Below are 21,792 nucleotides of genomic sequence, written 5' to 3'. Positions count from 1 at the left end.
AAACTCGGATAAGCTGGAAAAAAATAGATAAACATGCCTGAAAAATACACAATTTCTTACCCTGCGAAAAGAGTTCATTCCGACGGCAGGGTTGAAAATTCGGAAGTACTGCTTGCCAGGGAATGCGCCGTTAAGATCATTCTTGATGGTAATCTTTTTACAACCCTTTTTGCCTCCCCACTCGAACTAAAAGAGCTTGCAGTTGGGCACCTGATTACAGAAGGAATTCTCAGTTTCAGGGAAATTGAAAATATTGAGGTGGAAGGAAGTGAGGTTCGTATCCTCACCCGGAAGGAAAAACAGACCCCCAGTACCGAAGCAGCCGGAGAAGCCAGAAAAAAAGTACAGGTTAGCAAAGAAACCATTGTCGAATCGGACTCTGTCTTTGACCCAGAAGCCCTTTTTGCAGGCACAGAGCACCTTGAATCCGCTATCTATAGACTTACTAGAGGAACCCATCTGGCAGCCCTGATCGACAGAAAAGGAAAGCTCGCAATCCAGATTGTTGATGTAGGAAGGCATAATGCCCTAGATAAAGCAGTAGGAGCCGCCTTTCTCAGGGGTTTTGACCTTTCGCAGCATTATCTGCTTTCCACGGGCAGGCAGCCTGCTTATATGGTCACAAAAGCCGCAAGGGCAGGAATTCCCCTTATCGCAACCAAAGCCATGCCCTTCGACTCAGGCGTCGAAGCCGCAAAAAAAACAAACATATGCCTTGTAGGTCAGCTAAGAAAAGAATCAATGCTTATTTTTTCCAACGAATGGCGGGTCAAACTCCAACCATTTTCAAAAAGCTTGTGATCACGCATTGAGTTTCTTTAAAAGCCACGCCATGTTCTGACCTAAAATTTGCATAGTCCGAATGCCTTCTTCATCTTTTTCGACGTCCCCTTCGGCAAGCCCCATCCCCACATTCCAGTAGCTTGATCCAGGGATTATCATCTGGGAGATTGTAAAGAAATGGTTGATGGAATCAAAAACGTGGATCGATCCTGCCCTTCGCACTGCAACGACTGCTGCTCCTACTTTACGCCTGAACATCTCGTTGTTAGCTTTAGCAACGAAGCCTGCTCTGTCAATAAGGGCTTTAAGTTCAGGAGTCAGGTCTGCAAAATAGGTGGGTGACGCCAGAATTATCCCGTCAGCTTCGAGCATTTTCTCAATGCATTCGTTGACTATATCATTGTCAATTGCGCATCTTTTGTCTGCGTTCTCAAAACATTTCATACAGGCGATGCAACCGTGAATAGGCTTTCCTCCAACCTGTATGATTTCGGTCTCTATCCCTTCTCCCTCAAGTTCTGCAAGTACGTATTTTATAAGAGCAGCCGTATTCCCTTCCTTTCTCGGGCTTCCGTTAAATGCGACAACTTTCATTTTTTCGTTCCTCCTGTACTGTCATTTATTTCTTCCCACCCATATTTCTTTTCAGGCTTTTTCCGGTTTTCCAGGTAGCTATCACTAAATTATCAATAAGTCACAACATTTTTTTATATATGTTAACTTGACTTCTTTTTTACAATATTCCAAGAGTGACCGTTTTATCCTGTTACAATTTATCTGCAAAAATATGAAAAATTATATTCGACTGATTTTACAAATTCATTCTTTTTCTGCCGTATTTGTTATGGTAAACTTTCTCCTCTCTGTACCGATCCTCATGCTCTGGTCTCTGGTTAGGATAACCTATCGGTACAAGAGCCAGAGGAATTACATGTTCAGGCAGTTCAAAGGCTTTCCGGAAACCTTCAATCCGATCCTTCATAGGGTAGATCCCTGTCCAGACTGCTCCAAGACCGGCAGCATGAGCTGCAAGCAGGAGGTTCTGGGTTGCTGCCGAGCAGTCCTGAACCCAGTATCCAGGAGCTTTTTCGAGCGTAATATCTCCGCAGACAAGGATTGCAAGAGGGGCTTCCCTGCACATGCCCGCATAGGGACTGAAAGTTGGGATTTCATCAAGGAGCTTCCTGTCATCGATAACTATAAAAACCCAGGGCTGGGCATTAACAGCGGATGGGGCACTCATAGCAGCCCTGAGAATTTTGGTAACAAGCTCCTGGGGAACCGGTCTATCCTTGTATTTTCGAATACTTCTCCGAGTGTGAATTGCTTCAAAAACATCCATGCAAACCCCTCCTTTCTTCTTTGCAGAAAAAATGTATGTAGAAATCCGTAAATTTCCTTTTCAGGATTTCTTTCCGGATTTCCCACTTTATTTCACTTTATTTGAACAGATTCAAGCCTGTGTTCTTCGCTTTTTCCATAAGCTCTATATTATTTTTTATTTCTCCCGGAGCGTGATAGCCAACTCCTACAAGCGTGTCTTTTACGTCCATGCGCATGAAATTGGAAATCTGCCCTTTGAACTCCTCATAGACCCCTTGAAAAGCTGCCGGATCAGGAGCTCCCTGAGTTCCTATAATTATGGCTTTTTTCCCGGCAGGAAGACGTGGAGAAAAATCAGCATTTATAAGGGAATAACAGCGGTCAAGGAAGAGCCGCATCTGACCTGAAAACTGGCCAAAATAAATCGGAGCCCCAAAAACAATGCCATCAGCTGTTTTCATTTCCTCGAACAGCCCTGCAAGATCGTCTTCAAGCTTGCACTTATCATGGCTTTTGCAGTAATCACAGGCCTGGCAACCTTTGTAGTTCATCTCATTGAGAATAAATGTCCGGGTTTCGGCACCTGCTTCTGCTGCGCCTTCCAGGACCTGCTGGACAAGAATATTCGTGTTTCCGTTCTTTCGGGGACTGCCTACAATACCTATGACTTTCATTTTCTTCATCTCTCTTATTTTTAAAACACTTCTGAATTCCGCTTTCTTTGAATTTATACCGGAATAAATTTTGGGTTTATTCCGGCTCCTTCTTTCTTTAATAAAACATATTTATTCAATATCTAATTTGCAGCAACTATACTTATATTCTATACCTAGAATCCGAATGATAACACAAAATGGATACTATGAACGCATAAGGTAAAACTATGATACAGAATACAAAAGATTCAAGAAATTTTTTACTTAGTAAATTTTGTGCCTGGAGATTAATTTTCCCCAACACAGAAAAACTTGATCTCAAATCTAAAACAAATTCACGATGCAGCTGGAGCAATTATTTGCAAAAACCAAAGTTAATAGTTTTCTCGAACAGTTAAAGTAATATAAAAGATTTACAATTTAGTATTTAAAGTTAAATTTTTCAAGGTGATTTTTTATAGCGGAGGGTAAAAAGTCTAAACAACTTGACAATAAATGCCAGGCAGTTTCAGAAATATATGCGCTGATTTTAATGGTTTTGATGGCTTTCATACTTGCTTCATCAATAATGTATCCCTTTATCCCTCAAAACCCTCCCATTGCAAATCTCTTTATCGAAGCTCGTAGTTTTACTCAATATGCGACAGAGTCAGGTTATTTAATTGAATCTTCTTCAAGTTCTGGAGGCAGTATTTCTCCTTCTGGAAGAATATTTGTGCTCGCCGACAGCAACGCAACTTCGATATAGTGCCTGCAGATAATTATAAAATTTTTGATGTGCTGGTGGATGGGGAGTTCGTTGGGCCGGTTTCCGCCTATACCTTCAATAATGTATCTTCCAACCACCGTATTAAGGCGAGTTTTACCGTGGATTTCGATGTACAGGACAATACTGTAGTACCTGAAAACAATTTCACGGTCAATGCAACTGTGCTTGGTTCTGCTATTACTAATGGTCCAAATGGTTATAACTTACCGGTTACTTGCCGCCTTAAGATAGGGAATCATACTTATACCCCCTGGGGAGATTACACAAAGGCACTGGATGGAAACCTCAATGACGGAAAAAATCCTCGCTTCTGGGAATCTACAATCTCTTTTAAGGCAGGTACACCTGTAAGGATTGAAGCTTGCTCCTGGTTAAAAAATGGGAAGGATCCTCAAAAAACTATAGATGGTCTAAACGCATAACAGTTGACACCTCGAACAACTCATCCAATCTGATGGTGCTTAAGAACGGGGACTCTGTTCCAAATATCCCTGGATTTAACAATCAGGTCTCGATTAAAGATATCGTGACAGACTATATCGAGAACGGTGATATCAAGCTCAAGGAGAATGAAGTAATATATCTTTTTGAGTTGGGCACTGAAGTATCTGCTGAAGATCCGGACGACCCTGCTGCTGATTTTCAGGACCTTGTCATTTTGGTTTCAATAAACGGAGTAGATACGTCACAGTCTGAAGATGAATCTCAGGACGCAGTTTCCCCCCGATGAACACGATGAATCCTCAAATGAGGTCCCGCATAAAACAGTTACCAAGCTTGTAATCGAGCACCGCGGAGGAGATCCAATTAATTTTAAATCCCCTGAAGAGACCAAAGTTATACTTTATATAGGGGATAAACAACATTACCTCAATTTCACGGAGCTTGGGAACTTTAAAGCAGGGGACTCAGCAATTGTTGATCTTAACTACACTAACTTACCAATTAGTCAAGGGGATCAATTATTAATCAAAATAGTGGATGTCCCAAGTAAATCCTTAATCTACTCCGGAAGCATCACGGTTAAATGAGATTTATTAATGGAGCTGAATTTAAGAGGCTCAGCTCAAAAAATATATTTCTTTGGTTCCTGTAGTATCATGGAGCAGCTTGCTATTTAATTGCTGTTTCCGTGGGTCAGTATAAATTAGAGAATGGTTTAATAGTACAGAGAAAATGGATTAATAGTACAGAGAACATACCTCATAAATATCGATTTTAACCAGCAATTTTAGCATTCCTACCTTTTTGTGAGTTTTCCAGGTAATTTCAGAAAGGTTTTAAAATTAATCTAAAAAAGGTTTTAAAATAACAGACACCACACAACAAGTAAAAGTAAATCCTATTTGTATCTTAATATTGGGTTCTGCTTTTATTGATATAGCAAATTAGAGAACTAGATGGCAAATTAAGAGAACTTGCACCAGTCAGCTATAATAGTAACAATATCTCTTTAATAATATTTTTAGAAAAATTTTAAAATTTGAAAACATAATTTCTGATTGTCGGCAGAGAGGGAAGATATTTAGACATCGGAAATCCTAGAGATACCAGGTTAAATGTATGACGCAGAAGAACGGATATATGCGGTATTTTACAAAAGAAAGTTGCTACCCCAACCAGGCAGAAGCCATGGAGAGAATTCATTCAGCTATCCTGCAGGAGAAAATCGTGCTTTTTGAAGGAGCCTGCGGGACAGGTAAAACTTTGAGTGCACTTGCTCCTTCTTTGAGTGTGGGAAAAAAACTCAATAAGGTCGTTATTATAGTCACAAATGTCCATCAGCAGATGGTTCAGTTTATAAATGAGGCAAGAGAGATCTCCCGGGTTAACGATATAAAAACAATTGTTTTTAAGGGCAAGACTTCTATGTGCCCTGAGAATCTTGATTATGAAGAATGCAGGCTTAAAGGGGAAAATACATATGATCTCCTTGACCTTGAGAGGGAAATTTCCTCAAAGGAAAAAGAGCTAAAGGACGTTTATGAGAAGCACAAACGAACAAAAGACCCCGCCCTTTACGCCCTGCGAAATGAGCTTGAAAAAGAACTGGAAGAGGCAAGGACAAAAGCTCAGGCTTTAAGGAACAACTCCTGTCCAAAGCTTTATGAAGTGCTGAGATTTGAAGGAAACGAATTCTCCACCTGGCTTTTTTCCGATGTAAGAAGTCCGGAAGAAGTGCTTGAATATGCAGAAGACCGCGACATGTGCGGGTACGAGTTGCTTAAAAAGGAACTTAAAAATACCGAACTTCTAATCTGCAATTTCCATCATGTGCTCAATGCCGAAATCTTTATGACTCTACTTAAATGGCTTGAACGCGACCCTGAGGATATTATCCTGATTTTTGATGAGGCACATAATATTGAAGCGTCTGCTCGCTCCCATTCTTCAATAACACTCTCAGAACTGACTATTGAAAAAGCCCTTTCTGAAGTAGGTGAGACTCCCGAGCAGGACAATTCTCCTTTTTTCAGGGCAGGAGCTGATTCGAGCATCGGCATTCCTCTTGATCAGGACTATGAAGCTCGATTATATGCGAAAAAGCTGTTTACCTGTTTTCTAACCGCCCTCAGAGATACATATGACTCGAAATTGAAATTCGGGGAAAGAAACAGGCTTGGTAAGAACTGGCAGGACATTCAGATAAGTGACCCTTATGAACGTTTTGACATCCTGAAAGCCCGCTTTTTGCGTAGTGCAGTAAAAGAAGGGTTTGAGGATGAAGAAAAGGTGCTTATTCGGTTACGCGAAATTGGTGAACTCGGTGGAAGGCTGGAAGAAATATATGCTGAAAATTACAAAAAAGGGCTGCTTTCCGTCCTGAAACGTTCCCACATACGCTATGTTGCGGATTTTCTATCTTCTTATCTTGTGCTTTCAGACAGACAGAACTATTATCCTATCCTGAACGTGCGAAAAGATTTCAAAAGTGACAGGATAGTTGGCAGGATAGAGCTTTTTACATGCATCCCTAAAAATGTAACTCAGCCTTTGCTGGATTCCGTTTATGCAGCAGTGCTCATGTCGGCTACACTCCGCCCCTTTGAAATGATCAAATCTACACTTGGCATCACAAGGGAAGTGGAAGAAATTTCTTACGGCACTACCTTTCCCAGTGAAAGAAGGCTCACACTTGCGGTTTCAGTTCCTCCTCTTTTTGCAAAGAACCGAGACAGTCCAAAAACACTTGAGAGCCTTAAAGAAGCTTTGCTTGCAGCTATTACTGCATCACCCGGAAACGTAATTATTTATTTCCAGAGCTATGCTGAAGCGCTCCGTTATACTAAACTCCTGGAGCCTGAACTTTCTATTCCTATTTTCCTTGACGAGACAGGGGTTTCAGCTAAAGAAATCCGCGAAAAGTTCTTTAGAATAGGGGAGCAGGGAGGAAAAGCCTTACTTGTAACCTATCTCTGGGGAACACTAAGCGAAGGTGTTGATTTCAGGGATTCAAGAGGCAGGACAGTAATTGTGGTTGGAGTGGGATATCCGGCTTTAAACGACCGTATCAAAGCTGTCGAATCTGCCTATGACACAGTTTTTGGTTGTGGGGAAGGCTGGGAATTTGCAGTCCAGGTGCCGACAATCAGGAAAGTCAGACAGGCAATGGGAAGAGTAGTACGCTCCCCGGAAGATTATGGAGTAAGGATTCTTCTCGATTCCCGCTATCAGGGCTCCCAGGCACGTAAACTCGGGAAATTTTCGGTTTTTGATTATTTCCCGCCTGAAGAAAGGAAAGAATTCATTGATGTCGCGCCAAAAGATGCGGGCAGTCTCGTGGAAGATTTTTTTGCCCATATAACAGCAGATAATCCCAAAAAAGAGGAGCTGGAATCCCAGGCTTCTAGTCGGCTGGATTTTAGAAGCCTTGCAGAGAAGCTTTGAAACTCTTTGAACAGAGAAATTTAAAATCATGTGGTTTTGGTAAAGATAACTGCTCATTATAGTTGTTCAAATTTCGGAGCAGGTAAATTAAGATCAGCAGAACTAAACAGAATACCTGCTTTTAGTCAAAAATATAAGTAGTCAGAATTTTGAAACCAGCTCATTGGTTCAGGAGCGGAATACTATCCTTAGTGCTAATTACAGCACTATTTATTAGGAAAAGATACAGCAGCAATTTTGGAACAAGCTCAATAAAAACCAGAATGGAAAATAGAGTTTTCGCACATATTTTTACAACAAATTCATACAGATCATTACATATAAATTTATGCAGATCTCTTTTACAAATAATGTAAAAAGATTGCATTTAAAATTAATAAATTTTTTTCTGAAATTTAAAGCAGCTTTAAATTGGTGGACGTAGATTATTTAATTAGCATTAAATTCGAATATAATTTCTAAGAATTTTGATTAAATTAGATTAAAAGCAAAAAATTATGGAAAATCTTTATTTATCCTTATAGACGAAACAATATACAAAAAAAGGGGATGGAAAGTTGGGTGTAGAAGACACTATTAAAGAAATTGCAAGCGAACTTGAGAAAATCGCGACTACCAAAACTGTAGTAGGAGACCCTATTACTGCTGCCGGGAAAACAATTATTCCGATTTCAAAAATTAGTATGGGTTTCGGAGCAGGCGGAGGAGAGGGAAAGAGGGACTCTGAATCCGGATACGGAGGAGGCGGCGGGGCAGGCGCGAAGATTGAGCCTGTAGCATTCATTATGCTTTCTGAAGAAGAAGCTAGAATCTTCCGAATCTCGGAAAGAGGTGATACTGGGTCGCTTATTAGTACGCTTCCTGAACTTGTGCCTGAGATTATGGACAAGCTTAAAAGCATGAGAGGCAAGAAAAAAGAAGAAAAAACCGAGGAAACAATAATTAAAGAAAGAGAAGTTTCGGAGAAAGAATTTCCGAAAAAGGAAACCGTAGAGGAAACAGAGATTAAGATTGAAGAAGGATGTGTCCACTGAATTTCTGGAATTTAAAACCTTTTAAAGGAATTTTTTCCAGGAATAGGAATTTAAAGATCCGGGTTTCGGGATAGTCAGGACTATCCCCATCTCCCTAACCTGCTTAGTATGCTGGCAATCTATCTTCTCCTGCTTATTCTCCTATTGATTTTATTCATACTTATTACAGCAATAGGTTTCACCTTCAAGCTTAATGTTCTCAGTCTGGAAGAAAAGAAAGAACTTAGAGGCATATTTACTGTAAAATGGCTGCTCTTTTCCCATACTTTCTCAGTTGAGGCACCTGGAGAAAGAGAGAGACCTCTTGAAGAGCCCGAAATACCGATAGAGGGCGGAATAATAACAGGGGAACAAAGGGAAGCTGATCCACAGGAACCTGAAAGGGTGCGAGCCGTTACAGAAACAAAGAATAAGGTTGAAACAGGGGAAAGAAGGGAGATTGAAGAAAAAAGGCTGAAAGAGGAAAGAATAGAAGTATATGAAGATAAAAGGGAGAAAGTACACGAGCATAAACGTAAAAGAGGTATAATTGCAAGGATAAGGAGAGAAAAGGAGCCTGAAGAGGAAAAAGCCCCACAAAAAAGAATGACCACCAGGGAAAAACTTCATTGGGGCTTTGAAGCATATAAATCCTTGAAAAAACCTATGCTTCGTCTATTTTCTGATTTGCTGAAAGGGATAAAAATTAAGCGTCTGGATTCTTACATGGCTTTTGGTCTTGATGATCCGGCAGACACGGGCATACTTTGTGGATTCATACATTCTATTGCGGGATTGATCTACAGCCGATGCAGGCGTTGCAGTTTTTCCATCAATCCTGTGTTTATGAATCCGATGATGGATTTCCGGGGGAATATAGAGATTCGTGTAAGAATATATTCTCTGATTTTCCCAATGTTAAAATTTATGCTAAACCGGAAAACTTTATCTTTTACCTATTTGATTATTAAGGAAAAAGTTTGGGGAAGATGGAAGTCCCACTCCTAAGCTTTAAGAATAGGTAATGAGGATACAGATAGATATGATTAAAGTAGTGTCTCCGGCCAGACTACATCTTACCCTAATAGACCTCAATGCAGAGATAGGCAGGATTGATGGAGGAGCAGGAATCACCCTGCAATCTCCTGGCCTGGAAATTTCTGCGGTTGAAGCTGATACTATCGAGGTTACAGGTGATTCTCTTCTCGCAGGCAAAATGCGAAAAGCCGCACAGGCTCTTCTCCCAGCAGGAAAAGGAATAAGGATCCAAATTGATGATGGTTTTCCCGATCATGTAGGGCTCGGTTCAGGGACTCAGGCTGCCCTATCAGCAGCAGCAGCCGTAAATAGAATATATGGACTTGGAAAAAGCGTTCGGGAACTTGCAGTTGCAGTAGGTAGGGGCGGCACTTCTGGAATCGGAGTCGCAGCTTTTGAGAACGGCGGTTTTATTCTGGATGGGGGACACAAATTCAAAGATAAACGTGCATTTTCCCCTTCTGCAGCCAGCCATGTGCCTCCAGGACCTGTCCTCTTTAGAAGAGACTTTCCGGATTGGCCTATTGTCCTTGCAATTCCTAACGGCAAAGGGGCTCATGATGCTGAAGAGGTAGATATTTTTAAAAAGTTCTGCCCAATTCCCCTTGCCGAAGTTCAGGAAGTCTGCCATGTAATTCTAATGCTGATGCTTCCTGCACTTGTAGAGGAAGACCTGGAAAATTTCGGCAGGGCAGTTAACCACTTCCAGACTGTAGGCTTTAAGAGAAGGGAAGTCGAACTCCAACCTCAGTCTGTTCTGGATATTATGAGATATATGCGTGATAATGGTGCAAGCGGCTCAGGCGTCAGTTCTTTCGGTCCGGTGGTTTACGGAATTGTCGGAAGTGAAGGGGAAGGCAAAAGGCTACAGCAAGAAGTCCAGCGCATGCTTGACGAATCCATTGGCGGAAGAGTTCTGCTCACAAAGGCAAGAAACCGAGGTGCAGACATTTTCGGGGGCCTGGATTGAAGATCAATACCTGGTTTGGAGTTCTTGAGACAAACACGGCTGGAGAAATTCTGGAATCCAGACTTCTCCCAAAAAACATCCGGGAAATTGCCCTTAATTCTCTTTCTCTAAGGGACAGCAGGTTGAATCTTCCTCCTGAAGGCTTTGATCTTAAAGCTGCAGCTCTTAAGAGCGGGTTTGTAGAATCTCCGGCTGAATACTACTCTATTTTACACGAAGTTGCTCTTGAAGCTGCAAAACTCCAGGTTTCAGGTGCTCTTACTCCTGACCAGCGAATTATTCAGGCTGTGGAAGCGCTAGACGATATTAATGAAACGTCAAATGCCCTTTCTGAAAGGCTTTCTGAATGGTATGGAGGTTATTTCCCGGAAATTGGGCTAAGTGGGGAAGACCTTGCGCTTTTTATCATAAAATATGGTTCTCGCGAAAATGTTGGCCCGGAAGACCCATTATATTCGAAAGCAAGTACTTCGATGGGTGCAAAACTTGAGCCTGCAGACGAAGCACTCCTTAAAGGTTTCGCAGAAAATGTGCGCGGTCTCTATGAACGAAGGCGACAGCTTGAGGCTTATATTGAAAATAGCATGGAGCTGGTCGCACCCAACCTTAAACTTATTGCAGGTCCAATGCTTGGGGCGAGATTGATAAGTCTGGCAGGAAGCCTCGAAAAACTTGCTGAGTTTCCTTCCAGCACCATACAGGTTATAGGTGCCAACAAAGCGCTTTTCAAACATCTCAGGGCTCGGGCTCCCTCTCCTAAACACGGGATAATTTACAATCATCCTCTGATAAATACTGCGCCCTGGTGGGTAAGGGGAAAAATAGCGCGGGCTGTTGCATCAAAAATTTCCCTTGCTGCGCGAATGGATTTTTATTCAAGAGGAATAGATCCTTCTATTGCGGAAAAACTTGAAGCAAAGGTTTCGCAGATCAGAGCTCTAAATCCCACACCTTCTCTCAAAAGGCAGGAAATCGAGGCAAAGCCAAAGAAAAGGAGGAGAAGGTAAATGATTAAAGTCAAAAAACTTTCTGATGGAATCTTTGAAGTCATAAAAGACAAGAAACAGCTTGCTACAAAAAACCTTGACCCCGGCAGAATAGTTTATGGGGAAAAACTAATCCCGGTAGAAGGAATTGAATACAGAACATGGGACCCTCGCAGGAGTAAGCTCGGAGCCATGATCCTTAAAAAGTTCAATATCCCTCTCAAGGCAGATTCGAAGGTGCTTTACCTCGGAGCAGCTTCAGGTACAACGGTCAGCCATGTTTCTGATATCGTCTCGGAAGGTGCAGTTTATGCTGTTGAATTTGCCCCGAGAAGTATGAGAGATTTAATAAGGCTCGCATCAAGAAGGAAAAATATCTACCCGATTCTGGCTGATGCGGGAAAACCCGAGAGTTACTCTCATCTCGTTGAGCCCGTCGACCTTATATTTCAGGATGTTGCACAGCCTAACCAGGCTGAAATAGCTGCAAGAAACGCTGCTCGCTTTTTGAAAAAGGATGGAAACCTCATGCTTTCCATCAAAGCCCGGAGTATCGATACTGCAGCAAATCCAAAAGAGGTTTTTAAGGCAGAGGTGAAGAAACTCAAACAAGCTTTTGAGCCCAAATTTGAGATTCTTAATGCAAAGGACCTGAAGCCCTATCATGAAGACCACCTTGGAATCCTGGCGAAGTTAAAGTGAAATACCTGCTTTTCAGGAATTATCCGGTTTTTCAGGGGAGAGTTTTCATGTTCAGCAAACTCATTACATTTTTTAAAGATTACCTTCTGATGCTTACCAGCAGTCTTTTTTTCGTTATGGGCACTAGCTTTTTCCACTCTACTACGGCATCTTCGTGAAATTCATATTCATCTACCGTCTTATTCGAGAATTTGCCATCCACTTCATATACATAAAATCCCTCATCTCCATCCATAGAGACAACCTTGACTCTATTCCCCATTTTCTTAATTTCTACTGCAGCCACGCTTTTCAGAGCTTCAAGTAGAGTTGTACCACGCTCAACCTCAAGCCTCCTGTTTTCTGCAAAGTGATCTATAAAAGAATAGACATTGTTCAGTTTGATGCCTATCATATGTGTATTCCCGATTTTTTTTCTTTCTACAAGTTCGGCTTTTTCCAATATTCTCACATGTTTTGCAGCAACAGGCACGGAAATCCCTATCTCTCTTGCCAGACCGGATATATGCTTATCCCCTTCACTCAGGTGTTCGAGAATTGAGAGGCGTGTGCTACTTGAAACTGCCTTGAAAAGGTTTTCTTTGTCGCTGTTCATTCCAGAATCCCGCATAGCATTTACTACCATAATGAGCTCTATTCAATCTCAAATATTTATAATTATTGCCTTTGTTAAAACAAGTAAAGTAAACTATTAGATCTTTTCATTGCTTTTTTTATTCTCAATATTAACAAATTTACTTTAGTTATGAATTTTTCTTTTCGTTTTTTCTACATCATCTCCTATAAGCAGAATTAAATCTTGCATAATATTTGCTAAATTACAATTCATTTTTATTACTATTGTCGACTGATGTCGTTCAGGAAAAAATACTGAATAAATATTTTATTACCTTACTAACTTAACTTTTACACGTGCCTGGTTTAACTAATTAAACCCGCTTCTCTTTCTCAGGTAGAAAAACAGGATCGAGCTAAAGTCTATTCTAAAAATGTGTACTGCATATGCCCTTGTTATCCTGAAAGATAACAAATATTACCCAGAAACCAATTTTTATTTAATTGCACTATAGATGCTCAAAAGGTATTATGGACTCTGTAATGTTAACTGTAATTGGTATTTTAGTAGGTATCCTTGTTTTTGGAATTAAATCTGGAATAGGATGTGGATTTTCAAACATAAGTACAAGAGTAATTTTAGCAGTTGGAGGCAGCTATTTTCTTCTAGCCCTTTTATTCGGAAGCGTCATTGATAAAATAAACCTCGAAGCTTTTGAGAAGTTCTACTCTATGGGCATGGGAATCCATATATTTGTTTCTCTGCTTCTTATAATGACCGGGATTTACACCCAGAAAAAGTGGAATTCAGGAAAAGATGTTTCCAGGCACACTTTCCTCGCTATATCCATACCCTGCCCGGTCTGTCTAGCAGCCCTTGCTGCATCCTGCCTGTTGCTTTCAGAAAGTCTTAACCTTTCCGGGATTAAAGTAGGATTTCTTATTGGGTTTGCTTTTTTTATATCAGTAGTGGCTTCTTCTTTTGTTTTCAGGTTTGGAAAGGTTCGATTTGGAAAAACCCCTGAGACCATGGGCAGTGCAATGATGCTGATAGGGTTTTACTATCTTTTAGGGGCTCTACTTATCCCAGCGTATATACAGACAAAAAGTATGAATCTTGTTTCAACTGCAGTAGTAGAAACAGAAATTGTATCTCTTATGGCTATTGGAGTCATTGTCTTTGCAGGTTTTTTCCTGGAGCGTATAAGGGGGCATGACCTGTGAGCCTGATGAGTTTATTATCTATTATGATGAATGTCCTCTCATCGGCTTTGCTAATCCCTGTAATGTTCCTTCTCACTCTTCTTGTATTTCTTTCCTTGGTACAATTAGGAGAATTTCTTTCAGAGTATACAAAAAGGCACAGGGACTGGAATAATCTGGAATCCAATTGTAAAAAAATCGAGTGTGAGCTAAAAAAATCGGATTTTTCGAAGGCGTCTAAAGCCCTTAAAAATATCAAACAAAATTACATAGTCACTTCTTTTGCACGAGATGCTGCAAAATATTTGGAAGAGCGGCATTTTCCAGCAATTGAAAAGCTCTCTCAGGAATACGAGATCAGAATGGCAAAACGCCTTGAGCATACAAAGATAACCTCAACAGTCGGTCCTATGCTTGGGCTTATGGGAACGCTTATCCCATTAGGTCCTGCCCTGATAGGGCTTTCCAAAGGAGATATCGGAACCCTTGCGCAAAACCTGATGATTGCCTTTGCGACAACCGTAGTAGGGCTTTTCGTGGCTGTAATAGGCTATGTACTTACGCAGGTCAGACGGCGCTGGTATTGGGAAGATATGTCAGACATAGATTATATCCTGGATACAATTGAGGAGAAAAACTGAAGTTCAGCATCTCTTAATAAGGAGGAATAAATCATGAGAAAATCCAGAAGATACAGGTGGACAGGGCTTTTAAAAGATGAGGATGAGCAAAACCCTATGACCAACATTGCCAATGTTTTTGATGTTGCAATGGTCTTTTCTGTAGCCCTATTGGTTGCGCTTGTTATGTCATATCACCTCCCTGAACTTCTGAGTTCCAGCGAGAATTTCACCATTGTCAAAAATCCTGGAGCTCAGAATATGAAAATCATCATCAAAGAAGAAGGGAAACCAATTGAGGTCATGAACATGACCGATAATATAGGAGGGGGGACTGGAGAAGCTCTTGGAACGGCTTATAGGCTTGCCGACGGCAGAGTAATTTATGTGCCTGAGGACTCTGAGGGCAACATATCTACTTCAACGGAGTCCTCTTCAAGTGACAGTTCCCGCCAGTAGATTGGTATATATACAGTATTTTAACTGTGGTTATACCGTCCTGAACTGTGGTTATACTGTCCTGGAGCCAATATTTACTGATTCTTGCTTTCACTATTCCAGGTTTTACTGGTAGAACTTCTCCACAGAGCCCTATACTCAGAGTTCAATAGCAGGGTTAAATGGCTTCCTAAGTTTGATCTAACATGTAAATTTTGAGATGATTTCCTGTGGGAAGCCACATTCAAAATTGAGAATTACCTTTTTTACTTTTTAATTGAGTGATTGTTTTCGAGTTTTTACTTTTCAATTGAGAAATTGTTTTCGAGTTTCAGAGATATGAAAATTTATAATATAGAATAAAAACGCCATTTGCTGACCTCTTTATCCAAACGGCTAATAATCATAATCTAAAAACTTTGTTTTATGTATTTTATCCCCCAATGCTCGGAATATTGAGTCTGAAATACAAAATCGGCTGCCTATTAGTTTTTGGAAGTCCCGGGCTTGAACTGCAAGCCAAAATCGAGAGCAGTCAGCGTCTAAAATTCGCAAACTTTTAACAAAAATTCATCAGTAGACTAAGCATCCTAGTTATTTTCCTTACAGGGTGCTCCTGAGTTTATTAGACATTATTCTGGGGATAAGATGCTTACAGAAAAAGGTAGATTATTGGTTTTATGTGCAGTGATTTTTTTACTGCTAGCACAGAATGTATCGGCTGATGAAAATCAGGTAAATATTACTTTCATCTGTTATGATGGGAGCGCTCTTGCTGCGGCAGAGCAGTCCAATCCATACAATGCAAGTATAAATGTAACGTATATCTCGGGTTACTCGGACTTAAGTAATGTCACTTTCGAGAACCAGGATGTAATATTTACCTACATGCTCTGGTCTCAGTTCAAAGAAATTGGGGACGACCTTAAAAGAGCTCATGAAAATGGAACCGTTCTCATAGACATCTCTTCTGCAATAGATACGACATATATAAACACTTCAAATTATGACCGAATTTTTTCCGGAACCGAACCATACAATTCTACTGAGGAGAAATTCTTTTACAATATGGGTACAAGGGGAGTTCTGAAGAAAAATGCTGAAAACTTCCTTATTTATCTTGCAAAAACGTACGGAGGCAAACCTGAACTTACAGGCAGCTGGGTTTATGAAGATCCAGTAGACTTCCCGGAAGCAGGTCTTTACCATCCTGACGCCCGTTCTCCAACTGACGAATCCCAGCCTGACTGGTTCGAGAACACCACCGATTACCTTGAATGGTATTCTAACTCAACTAACTTAACTAACTTCAATGAATCAAAACATGTTTATGATAAAAGTAAGCCCACTATCGGGATATGGTTCCATGCTTCGGATTATACCGGAGACAATCTTGAAGTCGTAGATGCCCTTATCCGCGACCTGGAAGGAAAGGGCTGCAATGTAATCGCGGGTTTTGATACTTTCAACGATATCCACAAATTTTACTTTGATGAAAACGGGGAGCCTCTTGTCCAGTGTGTAATTTCTCTTAAGAGTTTCCGTTTGAATTACGAAACCCCTGATAAAGGGGTACAGGAGCTTACAGACCTAGATGTTCCAGTCCTTACTGGACTTGTTGTTAACAACCCTGCTAATTCTACTGATGTTGCTGATAGCAACAGGGGCATACCGAATAATGAGGTTGTGTACAAAACCCTGCTCCCGAGTATTGACGGGATTTTCGAATATATTGTAATAGGAATCGACAATTATGATTCCGAAACCGGTGAAAGCAACTACGAACCCCTGCCTGCTCAGATTGATTGGATGTCAAACAGGTCTATCAACTGGGCAGAGCTTAAGTTAAAAGATAATCAGAACAAGAAAGTAGCTGTCATCTACTACAATTATCCTTCAGGAAAGGACAACATAGTAGCAAATTACCTTAACACAACTAAGAGCATGTTTGACCTTCTCAATGCAATGAATGAAAGCGGGTATGAAGTTTCCGGAATTCCAGAAAATAACAGCGCTCTTCTGGAGATGCTCCAGACTCAGGGTATCAATGTAGGCTCCTGGGCTCCGGGTGTTCTTAACGAAATGGTAGAAAACAGGACTGAATGGGGGGTGCATCTCATACCCATGGAGACTTACAGAGAGTGGTTTGAGTCTGAAATTCCGGAAGACCTGAGAGCTAATGTAACAGCTGAATGGGGAGAGCCCTGGTCTGAAGATCTGCCTCAAGAGAAGAGTGTTATGATCTATGAGAATGAAGCCGGAAAATATATCGTAATACCCACGGTGCGCTTCGGGAATGTCTGGCTCATGCCTCAACCTGCTAGAGGAACAGGGCAAAACAATGATACCCTATATCACAGCAATGTTGTACCTCCTACACACCAGTACATAGCCTTCTACCTCTGGTTAAACCATGAATTGCAGCCCGATGCGATTATTCACCTGGGGACTCATGGTACGCATGAATGGCTTCCAGGACCCACTTACGGTATGAATAGGACTTCTGACTGGTCCCCTCTGCTTCTTCAGGATCTGCCGAACATATATCCTTACATAGTTGCCAACGTGGGAGAAGGAATAACCGCTGAGTATAGGGGTAACGCCCTTATTATCGATCACCTGACTCCTACTCTCAAGCGAAGCGGGCTATACGGAGGCTTGCTGAACCTTTCAATTAATATCCAGCAGTACTATGAACCCGGCATTACTTCTCATACCAGGACAGGATACAGGCAAGCTATTATCGACGAGATATCGGCGCTCAACCTCAGTGTCGATCTGGGAATGGAAAACGCAACTGATCTCCAGAACTACAGTGAAGAAGAATTTGATAATTTTGTAAAGAATGTCCTTCACGAGTATCTGGAAGATTTAGAGGGTGAAAATATCCCATACGGAATGCATACTCTCAGTCGTGTTCCAGGAACGAACATGACAGATCCTGAGAAAGATGAGCTCTCTGCAATGGTAAGGGCTATGCTCGGAAGAAGCTTTGAGGATAACATCACCGCAGCTTTCTATCCCGAATCTGCTTATCCTCTCGGAATTCCATTAAATGACACAAAAGTTACACAGCTTGTATGGGAAGTTGTAACCAATAATACAAATGTTACCACTGCACAGCTTGAAGTCTACGGGCAGACCAACAATTCTGTCACACTTGACCTTGAGCTTGGTCTGGAATACAGGGACCAGCTTCTTGATTGTGATGTAGAAATTGACAGGATACTTTCAGCCCTTAACGGGGGCTTCATCCCACCAGCGTCAGGATTAGATCCAATTATGAATCCGGAAGCTGTGCCTACAGGACGAAACTATTACAGTGTAAACTCAAAGCTCTATCCTTCGGAGGCGACCTGGGAAATTGGAAAATCTCTTGCAATCCAGTTACTTGAGGACTACTATAGTGAGCATGGAACATATCCTGAAAAGGTCTCATTCTCAAGGTTTGGAGTTGAGTTTATTGCAGACCACGGAACCCTGGAAGCCGAAATTCTTTACCTGCTCGGAATGAAGCCTGTCTGGGATGAGTACGGGTATGTAACCGGAGTTGAGGCTATTCCTGAAGAAGAGTTATTGCCGAATTATGATCTTTCGAGACCCGGAAGGCCGCGTATTGACGTCACTTACACTACTGCAGGAATGAGAGACGCTTTCCCGGATAAAATAAAAATGGTAGACGGCGCTGTAAAACTTGCGAGTTCTCTTCCCGGGGTAAACTATCCCAACTATGTTAACCAGAGTTCAGTTACGCTATACGATTCCCTGGTTTCTGCAGGATATGACAGTGAGACGGCAGCAAAACTCTCCACAATGCGCTGCTTTGCAGTAATGGATGGTACTTATGAGATAGGAGTCGCAGATGCAGTCAGTGCAAGTGGTACATGGGAAAACGAAGCAGCCATTGCAAATGTATACCTGGACAAAATGGGATATGCTTATGGAGAGGACTTCTGGGGCATAAAGTCTAGAGAACTCCTTGAAGGTAACTTGAAAAGCGTTGATGCCTCTGTACATTCTTCATCTTCAAACCTTTACGACTCCCTTGATAACGATGACCTTTTCCAGTATTTTGGCGGCATGAACCTGGCAACAAGGTATCTTAGCGGCAGTACTCCGGAGATGTATATTTCAGATACAAGTGACCTGGACAGAGCTGAAATGGTAGGAATGCAGGAGTACCTCAGCAAGGATCTTAGAGCCAGATATTTCAATGACAAATGGATTGAAGGTATGCAAAACTCCGGATATTCGGGCGGTAGCATGATGTCCGAATTTGTGGATAATCTCTTTGGTTGGGAGGTAAGTGATCCTGATCTTGTAGATGACACTGTCTGGCAGCAGGTGTATGAAACCTATGCCAATGATCCCGCTATGAGAGAATGGTTCAAACAGAATAACCCGGACGCTTACCAGTCAATTACTGCCAGGATGCTTGAGACTATCAGGCATGATTACTGGACCCCTTCAGAAGAGGTTATTGAAAGCCTTGCAACAGCATACGAAGAATCTGTGGCTGAGAACGGAGCTGCATGTTGTCACCACACCTGCGGAAATCCTCTGCTCCACGAGTTCGTAAGTGGAATAGTATCTGTTCCTGGTTACGCTGAGCAAATAGAAGCCGCAACTAAGATCGATAAGGATACAACGGATACTCAGAGCAGCAGCCACAGCAGCAAAGGTCGCCAGACTAGCGTTGCTGAAAAACTTAACCAGACAGCTAGATCAAGTTCGGAATCCCAGGAGAGCAATCAGACCGCAAAGGACTCCAATACAGGCTATGGAATGGATTCTCCAGAATCCGCTCCTGAAGTTCGGCAGAATTCCAAATCCGATTACGTGGAAGGCTACGAGATGCAGAAAGAAGAAACTGTAAAGGAAGAGGAAAGTGGAGGTCTCTCTTTCTCAGGCTCTGATATAGTTGGAATTTTCTTCGTTGTTGTGGCAGTTGGAGGAATTTATATGGGATTCAGGAAAAAGAGGATGTAATGAATTTGGAAAGGGGGCAATCCTCTTTTCTTTTTTATTTAGAAAAAAACCTTTTATTTTCCAATTTTATTGATTTTCTGTACTAATTCTCGGCTCTTTTTCAGTCTTTTCTTCCTCATCTTCTTCAGTTTCTTTTATGTAAGGCTTGATGTCAAGCACAGGTGTCCCGTTAATTGCATCAAGCCCTTTTACATGTATAACGTTACCTTCCACCTTCAAAAGCTCTACCAGCGTAAGCCCTATGCCGTTAGGGCGGTAGGGGCTTCGGCTGGCAAAAACTCCTGAAATCTCCCCGTCGTAACGGCGGCGGTGGATGAGTTTGTATCCTTTCGATTTACTGAAGTAGAAGAGGATGTACAGTTTTTCAAAGTCCTCAATCCTGTAAAGCCCATCTGTAAATTTCTCCCTGAGGATTACCTTTGAGACTTTATTGTAAACCTCTTCATTGTATACAGGTTCAAGGTAGTCGTTTTCTACATAGCCTATAGGCATCATTTCAATTACTTCTGATGCTTCTGGATTTTCACTCATCTTTTGCCTCAAAACAGGGAATACAAACTATTTCCCCATCTCTTATCCTGCCCAGAGGTTCCATAAAACCTTCCCCGCATTTACTGCAGATAAGGGTTGGGTAAATTATAGCTTTTTCAGGCGGTTCGATTTCCACTTCTCTGACCCAGAAAAGCTCTTCTTCTGGCATTTCCAGGATTCTCTGGCTTTTTGCGTTGTGAGATTCTCTAAACTCTTTTTCCTCCTCAGAGCTGGCAGTACCAGCTCTAAGCTTTGCAAAGAGTGCAATATGCTTTTCGTCCTGAGGGAGAGCATCGGGTTTCAGAGAAATCCTCAGGGCTTTGTTATCGCCCCTTTTGAAGTACGTGTAAACATGTTTCCCGTGATCCTTGAAAATAAGGTTCCCTTTCCCACAGGTGCAGCCGTTAATTGCCTGAATCGCATCCACGGCACAGGACCGGTTTTCTACAATTGCGACAAGCTCTTCATCTTTGCTTCGATCTTTGAAGCGTTCAGCGGCAAGTACTGCTACCCTGTAGCCAATGGAGAGCCCGGGGCAAACATGTCCATGAAATTGTACTGCGGTATCGAAATTCAACTTTTTGACTCCTGATTCTTTGTTCCTATTCCATTAAATTTTCATTTAGACTCATACGGAAGTGATTAACTTTGGTTAAATAATTTCATATAATCCAGATACTATTTATAGATTTTTTATTCAATTAATGTTACAAAAACATTTTCTCGTAATAAGAAAAACTTGTCTTCGAGGCTCAGATTTAGTTAACCTCAACTCAGATTTAATTAACCTTATCTCAGAATTTTCCAATGTGCCTGGATACTTATTTATAGAGAAATGCAGGTAAAACTTAACTTTTTCAGTTATGAGCGACGTACGTGAGTCAGTTTACTTTAACGTGATTCAGTTTACTTTATATAGTAAAATAATCAATAATCTGTCCTGTCCAGTATATAAGTGAAAAAAAGTCCTTAAGAACAATAGCTTACCTGTACATGTGATTCTTCAAAAATAGTTGTGATAATTGGGAGCCTTTTTGCCACCTCTGATAGGCTCCCAATCGCGTGATTCAACCCCTACGACTAAGAGAAAAACCCCTTAACTCTTAATCGTTGACTTCCTCTTTATGTTATAGACGTATATAACCTATACGACTTTGAAATTTGCCTCGCATTAAATTATTTAGCCGTCTCAAAACTCAATTTATTGGAATGAGAGTATAATTTGTACATTATGTATTTTCTATACTCAACATTTTTAATAATCTCTAATATATTTAATTCAGTACAAAAAAATTGAGAATTTGGCATTAATCAAACGTTTATTTTAA

General features: G+C 41.2%; 21 protein-coding genes. 14 read left to right on the top strand and 7 right to left on the bottom strand.

Annotated elements, in window-relative coordinates:
- Positions 1-33: 33 nt before the first annotated feature.
- Entirely contained in the window at positions 34-801 is a 768-nt protein-coding gene (gene fdhD, locus MSTHT_RS11555; RefSeq protein ID WP_048167912.1) for a formate dehydrogenase accessory sulfurtransferase FdhD, read from the top strand.
- On the opposite strand, the gene MSTHT_RS11550 is transcribed toward fdhD, so the two are convergent.
- The 4 genes from MSTHT_RS11550 to MSTHT_RS11535 all read right to left on the bottom strand — a co-directional run bounded on the left by MSTHT_RS11550 (position 802) and on the right by MSTHT_RS11535 (position 3,608).
- Complete coding sequence (locus tag MSTHT_RS11550) at positions 802-1,377, bottom strand: flavodoxin family protein (protein ID WP_048167911.1); 576 nt, start codon at positions 1,375-1,377, stop codon at positions 802-804.
- 217 nt (positions 1,378-1,594) lie between these two features.
- Positions 1,595-2,125 (bottom strand): nitroreductase family protein, encoded by a 531-nt coding sequence (locus MSTHT_RS11545; RefSeq protein WP_048167910.1) that lies wholly within the window; start codon positions 2,123-2,125, stop codon positions 1,595-1,597.
- A gap of 97 nt (positions 2,126-2,222) precedes the next feature.
- Positions 2,223-2,789: a flavodoxin family protein gene (locus MSTHT_RS11540; RefSeq protein WP_231588084.1), complete on the bottom strand. Its 567-nt coding sequence runs from the start codon at positions 2,787-2,789 to the stop codon at positions 2,223-2,225.
- A gap of 627 nt (positions 2,790-3,416) precedes the next feature.
- On the bottom strand, positions 3,417-3,608 hold the full coding sequence (locus MSTHT_RS11535) for a hypothetical protein (protein WP_048167909.1): 192 nt from the start codon (positions 3,606-3,608) through the stop codon (positions 3,417-3,419).
- A 21-nt stretch (positions 3,609-3,629) separates the two neighbouring features.
- Here MSTHT_RS11535 and MSTHT_RS11530 point away from each other — a divergent pair, with 21 nt between their 5' ends.
- From MSTHT_RS11530 to MSTHT_RS11485, 9 genes are all read left to right on the top strand, one after another.
- On the top strand, positions 3,630-3,953 hold the full coding sequence (locus MSTHT_RS11530; protein WP_048167908.1) for a hypothetical protein: 324 nt from the start codon (positions 3,630-3,632) through the stop codon (positions 3,951-3,953).
- A gap of 32 nt (positions 3,954-3,985) precedes the next feature.
- The gene (locus tag MSTHT_RS11525) at positions 3,986-4,261 is read left to right on the top strand and encodes a hypothetical protein (RefSeq protein ID WP_048167907.1); all 276 of its coding nucleotides are present in this window, start codon (positions 3,986-3,988) and stop codon (positions 4,259-4,261) included.
- Complete coding sequence (locus MSTHT_RS11520) at positions 4,230-4,562, top strand: hypothetical protein (protein WP_048167906.1); 333 nt, start codon at positions 4,230-4,232, stop codon at positions 4,560-4,562. Before MSTHT_RS11525 ends, MSTHT_RS11520 begins: the two co-directional genes overlap by 32 nt.
- A gap of 532 nt (positions 4,563-5,094) precedes the next feature.
- Positions 5,095-7,419 (top strand): ATP-dependent DNA helicase, encoded by a 2,325-nt coding sequence (locus MSTHT_RS11515; RefSeq protein WP_048167905.1) that lies wholly within the window; start codon positions 5,095-5,097, stop codon positions 7,417-7,419.
- A gap of 557 nt (positions 7,420-7,976) precedes the next feature.
- Positions 7,977-8,453 (top strand): GerW family sporulation protein, encoded by a 477-nt coding sequence (locus MSTHT_RS11505; RefSeq protein WP_048167903.1) that lies wholly within the window; start codon positions 7,977-7,979, stop codon positions 8,451-8,453.
- A 108-nt stretch (positions 8,454-8,561) separates the two neighbouring features.
- Positions 8,562-9,440: a DUF2953 domain-containing protein gene (locus tag MSTHT_RS11500; protein ID WP_048167902.1), complete on the top strand. Its 879-nt coding sequence runs from the start codon at positions 8,562-8,564 to the stop codon at positions 9,438-9,440.
- Between the two features lie 34 nt (positions 9,441-9,474).
- Positions 9,475-10,440 (top strand): beta-ribofuranosylaminobenzene 5'-phosphate synthase, encoded by a 966-nt coding sequence (locus MSTHT_RS11495; protein ID WP_048168561.1) that lies wholly within the window; start codon positions 9,475-9,477, stop codon positions 10,438-10,440.
- Complete coding sequence (locus MSTHT_RS11490; RefSeq protein ID WP_048167901.1) at positions 10,437-11,447, top strand: NOP5/NOP56 family protein; 1,011 nt, start codon at positions 10,437-10,439, stop codon at positions 11,445-11,447. Before MSTHT_RS11495 ends, MSTHT_RS11490 begins: the two co-directional genes overlap by 4 nt.
- Positions 11,448-12,128 carry a fibrillarin-like rRNA/tRNA 2'-O-methyltransferase gene (locus MSTHT_RS11485; RefSeq protein ID WP_048167900.1) on the top strand — a complete coding sequence of 227 codons (681 nt, stop codon included), beginning with the start codon at positions 11,448-11,450 and terminating at the stop codon, positions 12,126-12,128. It begins immediately after the preceding gene.
- A gap of 79 nt (positions 12,129-12,207) precedes the next feature.
- On the opposite strand, the gene MSTHT_RS11480 is transcribed toward MSTHT_RS11485, so the two are convergent.
- On the bottom strand, positions 12,208-12,723 hold the full coding sequence (locus MSTHT_RS11480) for an ArsR family transcriptional regulator (RefSeq protein WP_394297015.1): 516 nt from the start codon (positions 12,721-12,723) through the stop codon (positions 12,208-12,210).
- Between the two features lie 491 nt (positions 12,724-13,214).
- On the opposite strand from MSTHT_RS11480, the gene MSTHT_RS11475 reads away from it, so the two are divergent.
- The 4 genes from MSTHT_RS11475 to MSTHT_RS11460 all read left to right on the top strand — a co-directional run bounded on the left by MSTHT_RS11475 (position 13,215) and on the right by MSTHT_RS11460 (position 19,933).
- Positions 13,215-13,907 carry a DUF2162 domain-containing protein gene (locus MSTHT_RS11475; RefSeq protein ID WP_048167898.1) on the top strand — a complete coding sequence of 231 codons (693 nt, stop codon included), beginning with the start codon at positions 13,215-13,217 and terminating at the stop codon, positions 13,905-13,907.
- Complete coding sequence (locus tag MSTHT_RS11470; RefSeq protein WP_048167897.1) at positions 13,904-14,527, top strand: MotA/TolQ/ExbB proton channel family protein; 624 nt, start codon at positions 13,904-13,906, stop codon at positions 14,525-14,527. Before MSTHT_RS11475 ends, MSTHT_RS11470 begins: the two co-directional genes overlap by 4 nt.
- A gap of 33 nt (positions 14,528-14,560) precedes the next feature.
- A complete protein-coding gene (locus MSTHT_RS11465) occupies positions 14,561-14,965 on the top strand; it encodes a DUF2149 domain-containing protein (protein WP_048167896.1) in 405 nt (134 codons plus the stop codon).
- A gap of 627 nt (positions 14,966-15,592) precedes the next feature.
- A complete protein-coding gene (locus tag MSTHT_RS11460) occupies positions 15,593-19,933 on the top strand; it encodes a cobaltochelatase subunit CobN (protein ID WP_048167895.1) in 4,341 nt (1,446 codons plus the stop codon).
- A gap of 66 nt (positions 19,934-19,999) precedes the next feature.
- On the opposite strand, the gene tsaA is transcribed toward MSTHT_RS11460, so the two are convergent.
- Together tsaA and MSTHT_RS11450 are read right to left on the bottom strand one after the other, a co-directional pair.
- Complete coding sequence (gene tsaA, locus MSTHT_RS11455; protein WP_048167894.1) at positions 20,000-20,464, bottom strand: tRNA (N6-threonylcarbamoyladenosine(37)-N6)-methyltransferase TrmO; 465 nt, start codon at positions 20,462-20,464, stop codon at positions 20,000-20,002.
- Positions 20,457-21,041 carry an FmdE family protein gene (locus MSTHT_RS11450; protein WP_048167893.1) on the bottom strand — a complete coding sequence of 195 codons (585 nt, stop codon included), beginning with the start codon at positions 21,039-21,041 and terminating at the stop codon, positions 20,457-20,459. The genes tsaA and MSTHT_RS11450 overlap by 8 nt, the downstream gene beginning before the upstream one ends.
- Positions 21,042-21,792: the final 751 nt, after the last annotated feature.

Source organism: Methanosarcina thermophila TM-1 (assembly GCF_000969885.1).
GTDB classification, from domain to species: Archaea; Halobacteriota; Methanosarcinia; order Methanosarcinales; family Methanosarcinaceae; genus Methanosarcina; species Methanosarcina thermophila.
Note: the sequence above shows the minus strand (reverse complement) of the source record. Positions and strands in the feature narration are given on the sequence as shown.

Coding starts and splice junctions, on each gene's coding strand:
- fdhD (WP_048167912.1), top strand. CDS start 34: ATGCCTGAAAAATACACAATTTCTTACCCTGCGAAAAGAGTTCATTCC.
- MSTHT_RS11550 (WP_048167911.1), bottom strand. CDS start 1,377: ATGAAAGTTGTCGCATTTAACGGAAGCCCGAGAAAGGAAGGGAATACG.
- MSTHT_RS11545 (WP_048167910.1), bottom strand. CDS start 2,125: ATGGATGTTTTTGAAGCAATTCACACTCGGAGAAGTATTCGAAAATAC.
- MSTHT_RS11540 (WP_231588084.1), bottom strand. CDS start 2,789: ATGAAGAAAATGAAAGTCATAGGTATTGTAGGCAGTCCCCGAAAGAAC.
- MSTHT_RS11525 (WP_048167907.1), top strand. CDS start 3,986: ATGGTGCTTAAGAACGGGGACTCTGTTCCAAATATCCCTGGATTTAAC.
- MSTHT_RS11520 (WP_048167906.1), top strand. CDS start 4,230: ATGAATCTCAGGACGCAGTTTCCCCCCGATGAACACGATGAATCCTCA.
- MSTHT_RS11515 (WP_048167905.1), top strand. CDS start 5,095: ATGACGCAGAAGAACGGATATATGCGGTATTTTACAAAAGAAAGTTGC.
- MSTHT_RS11500 (WP_048167902.1), top strand. CDS start 8,562: ATGCTGGCAATCTATCTTCTCCTGCTTATTCTCCTATTGATTTTATTC.
- MSTHT_RS11495 (WP_048168561.1), top strand. CDS start 9,475: ATGATTAAAGTAGTGTCTCCGGCCAGACTACATCTTACCCTAATAGAC.
- MSTHT_RS11485 (WP_048167900.1), top strand. CDS start 11,448: ATGATTAAAGTCAAAAAACTTTCTGATGGAATCTTTGAAGTCATAAAA.
- MSTHT_RS11480 (WP_394297015.1), bottom strand. CDS start 12,723: ATGAACAGCGACAAAGAAAACCTTTTCAAGGCAGTTTCAAGTAGCACA.
- MSTHT_RS11475 (WP_048167898.1), top strand. CDS start 13,215: ATGGACTCTGTAATGTTAACTGTAATTGGTATTTTAGTAGGTATCCTT.
- MSTHT_RS11465 (WP_048167896.1), top strand. CDS start 14,561: ATGAGAAAATCCAGAAGATACAGGTGGACAGGGCTTTTAAAAGATGAG.
- MSTHT_RS11460 (WP_048167895.1), top strand. CDS start 15,593: ATGCTTACAGAAAAAGGTAGATTATTGGTTTTATGTGCAGTGATTTTT.
- tsaA (WP_048167894.1), bottom strand. CDS start 20,464: ATGAGTGAAAATCCAGAAGCATCAGAAGTAATTGAAATGATGCCTATA.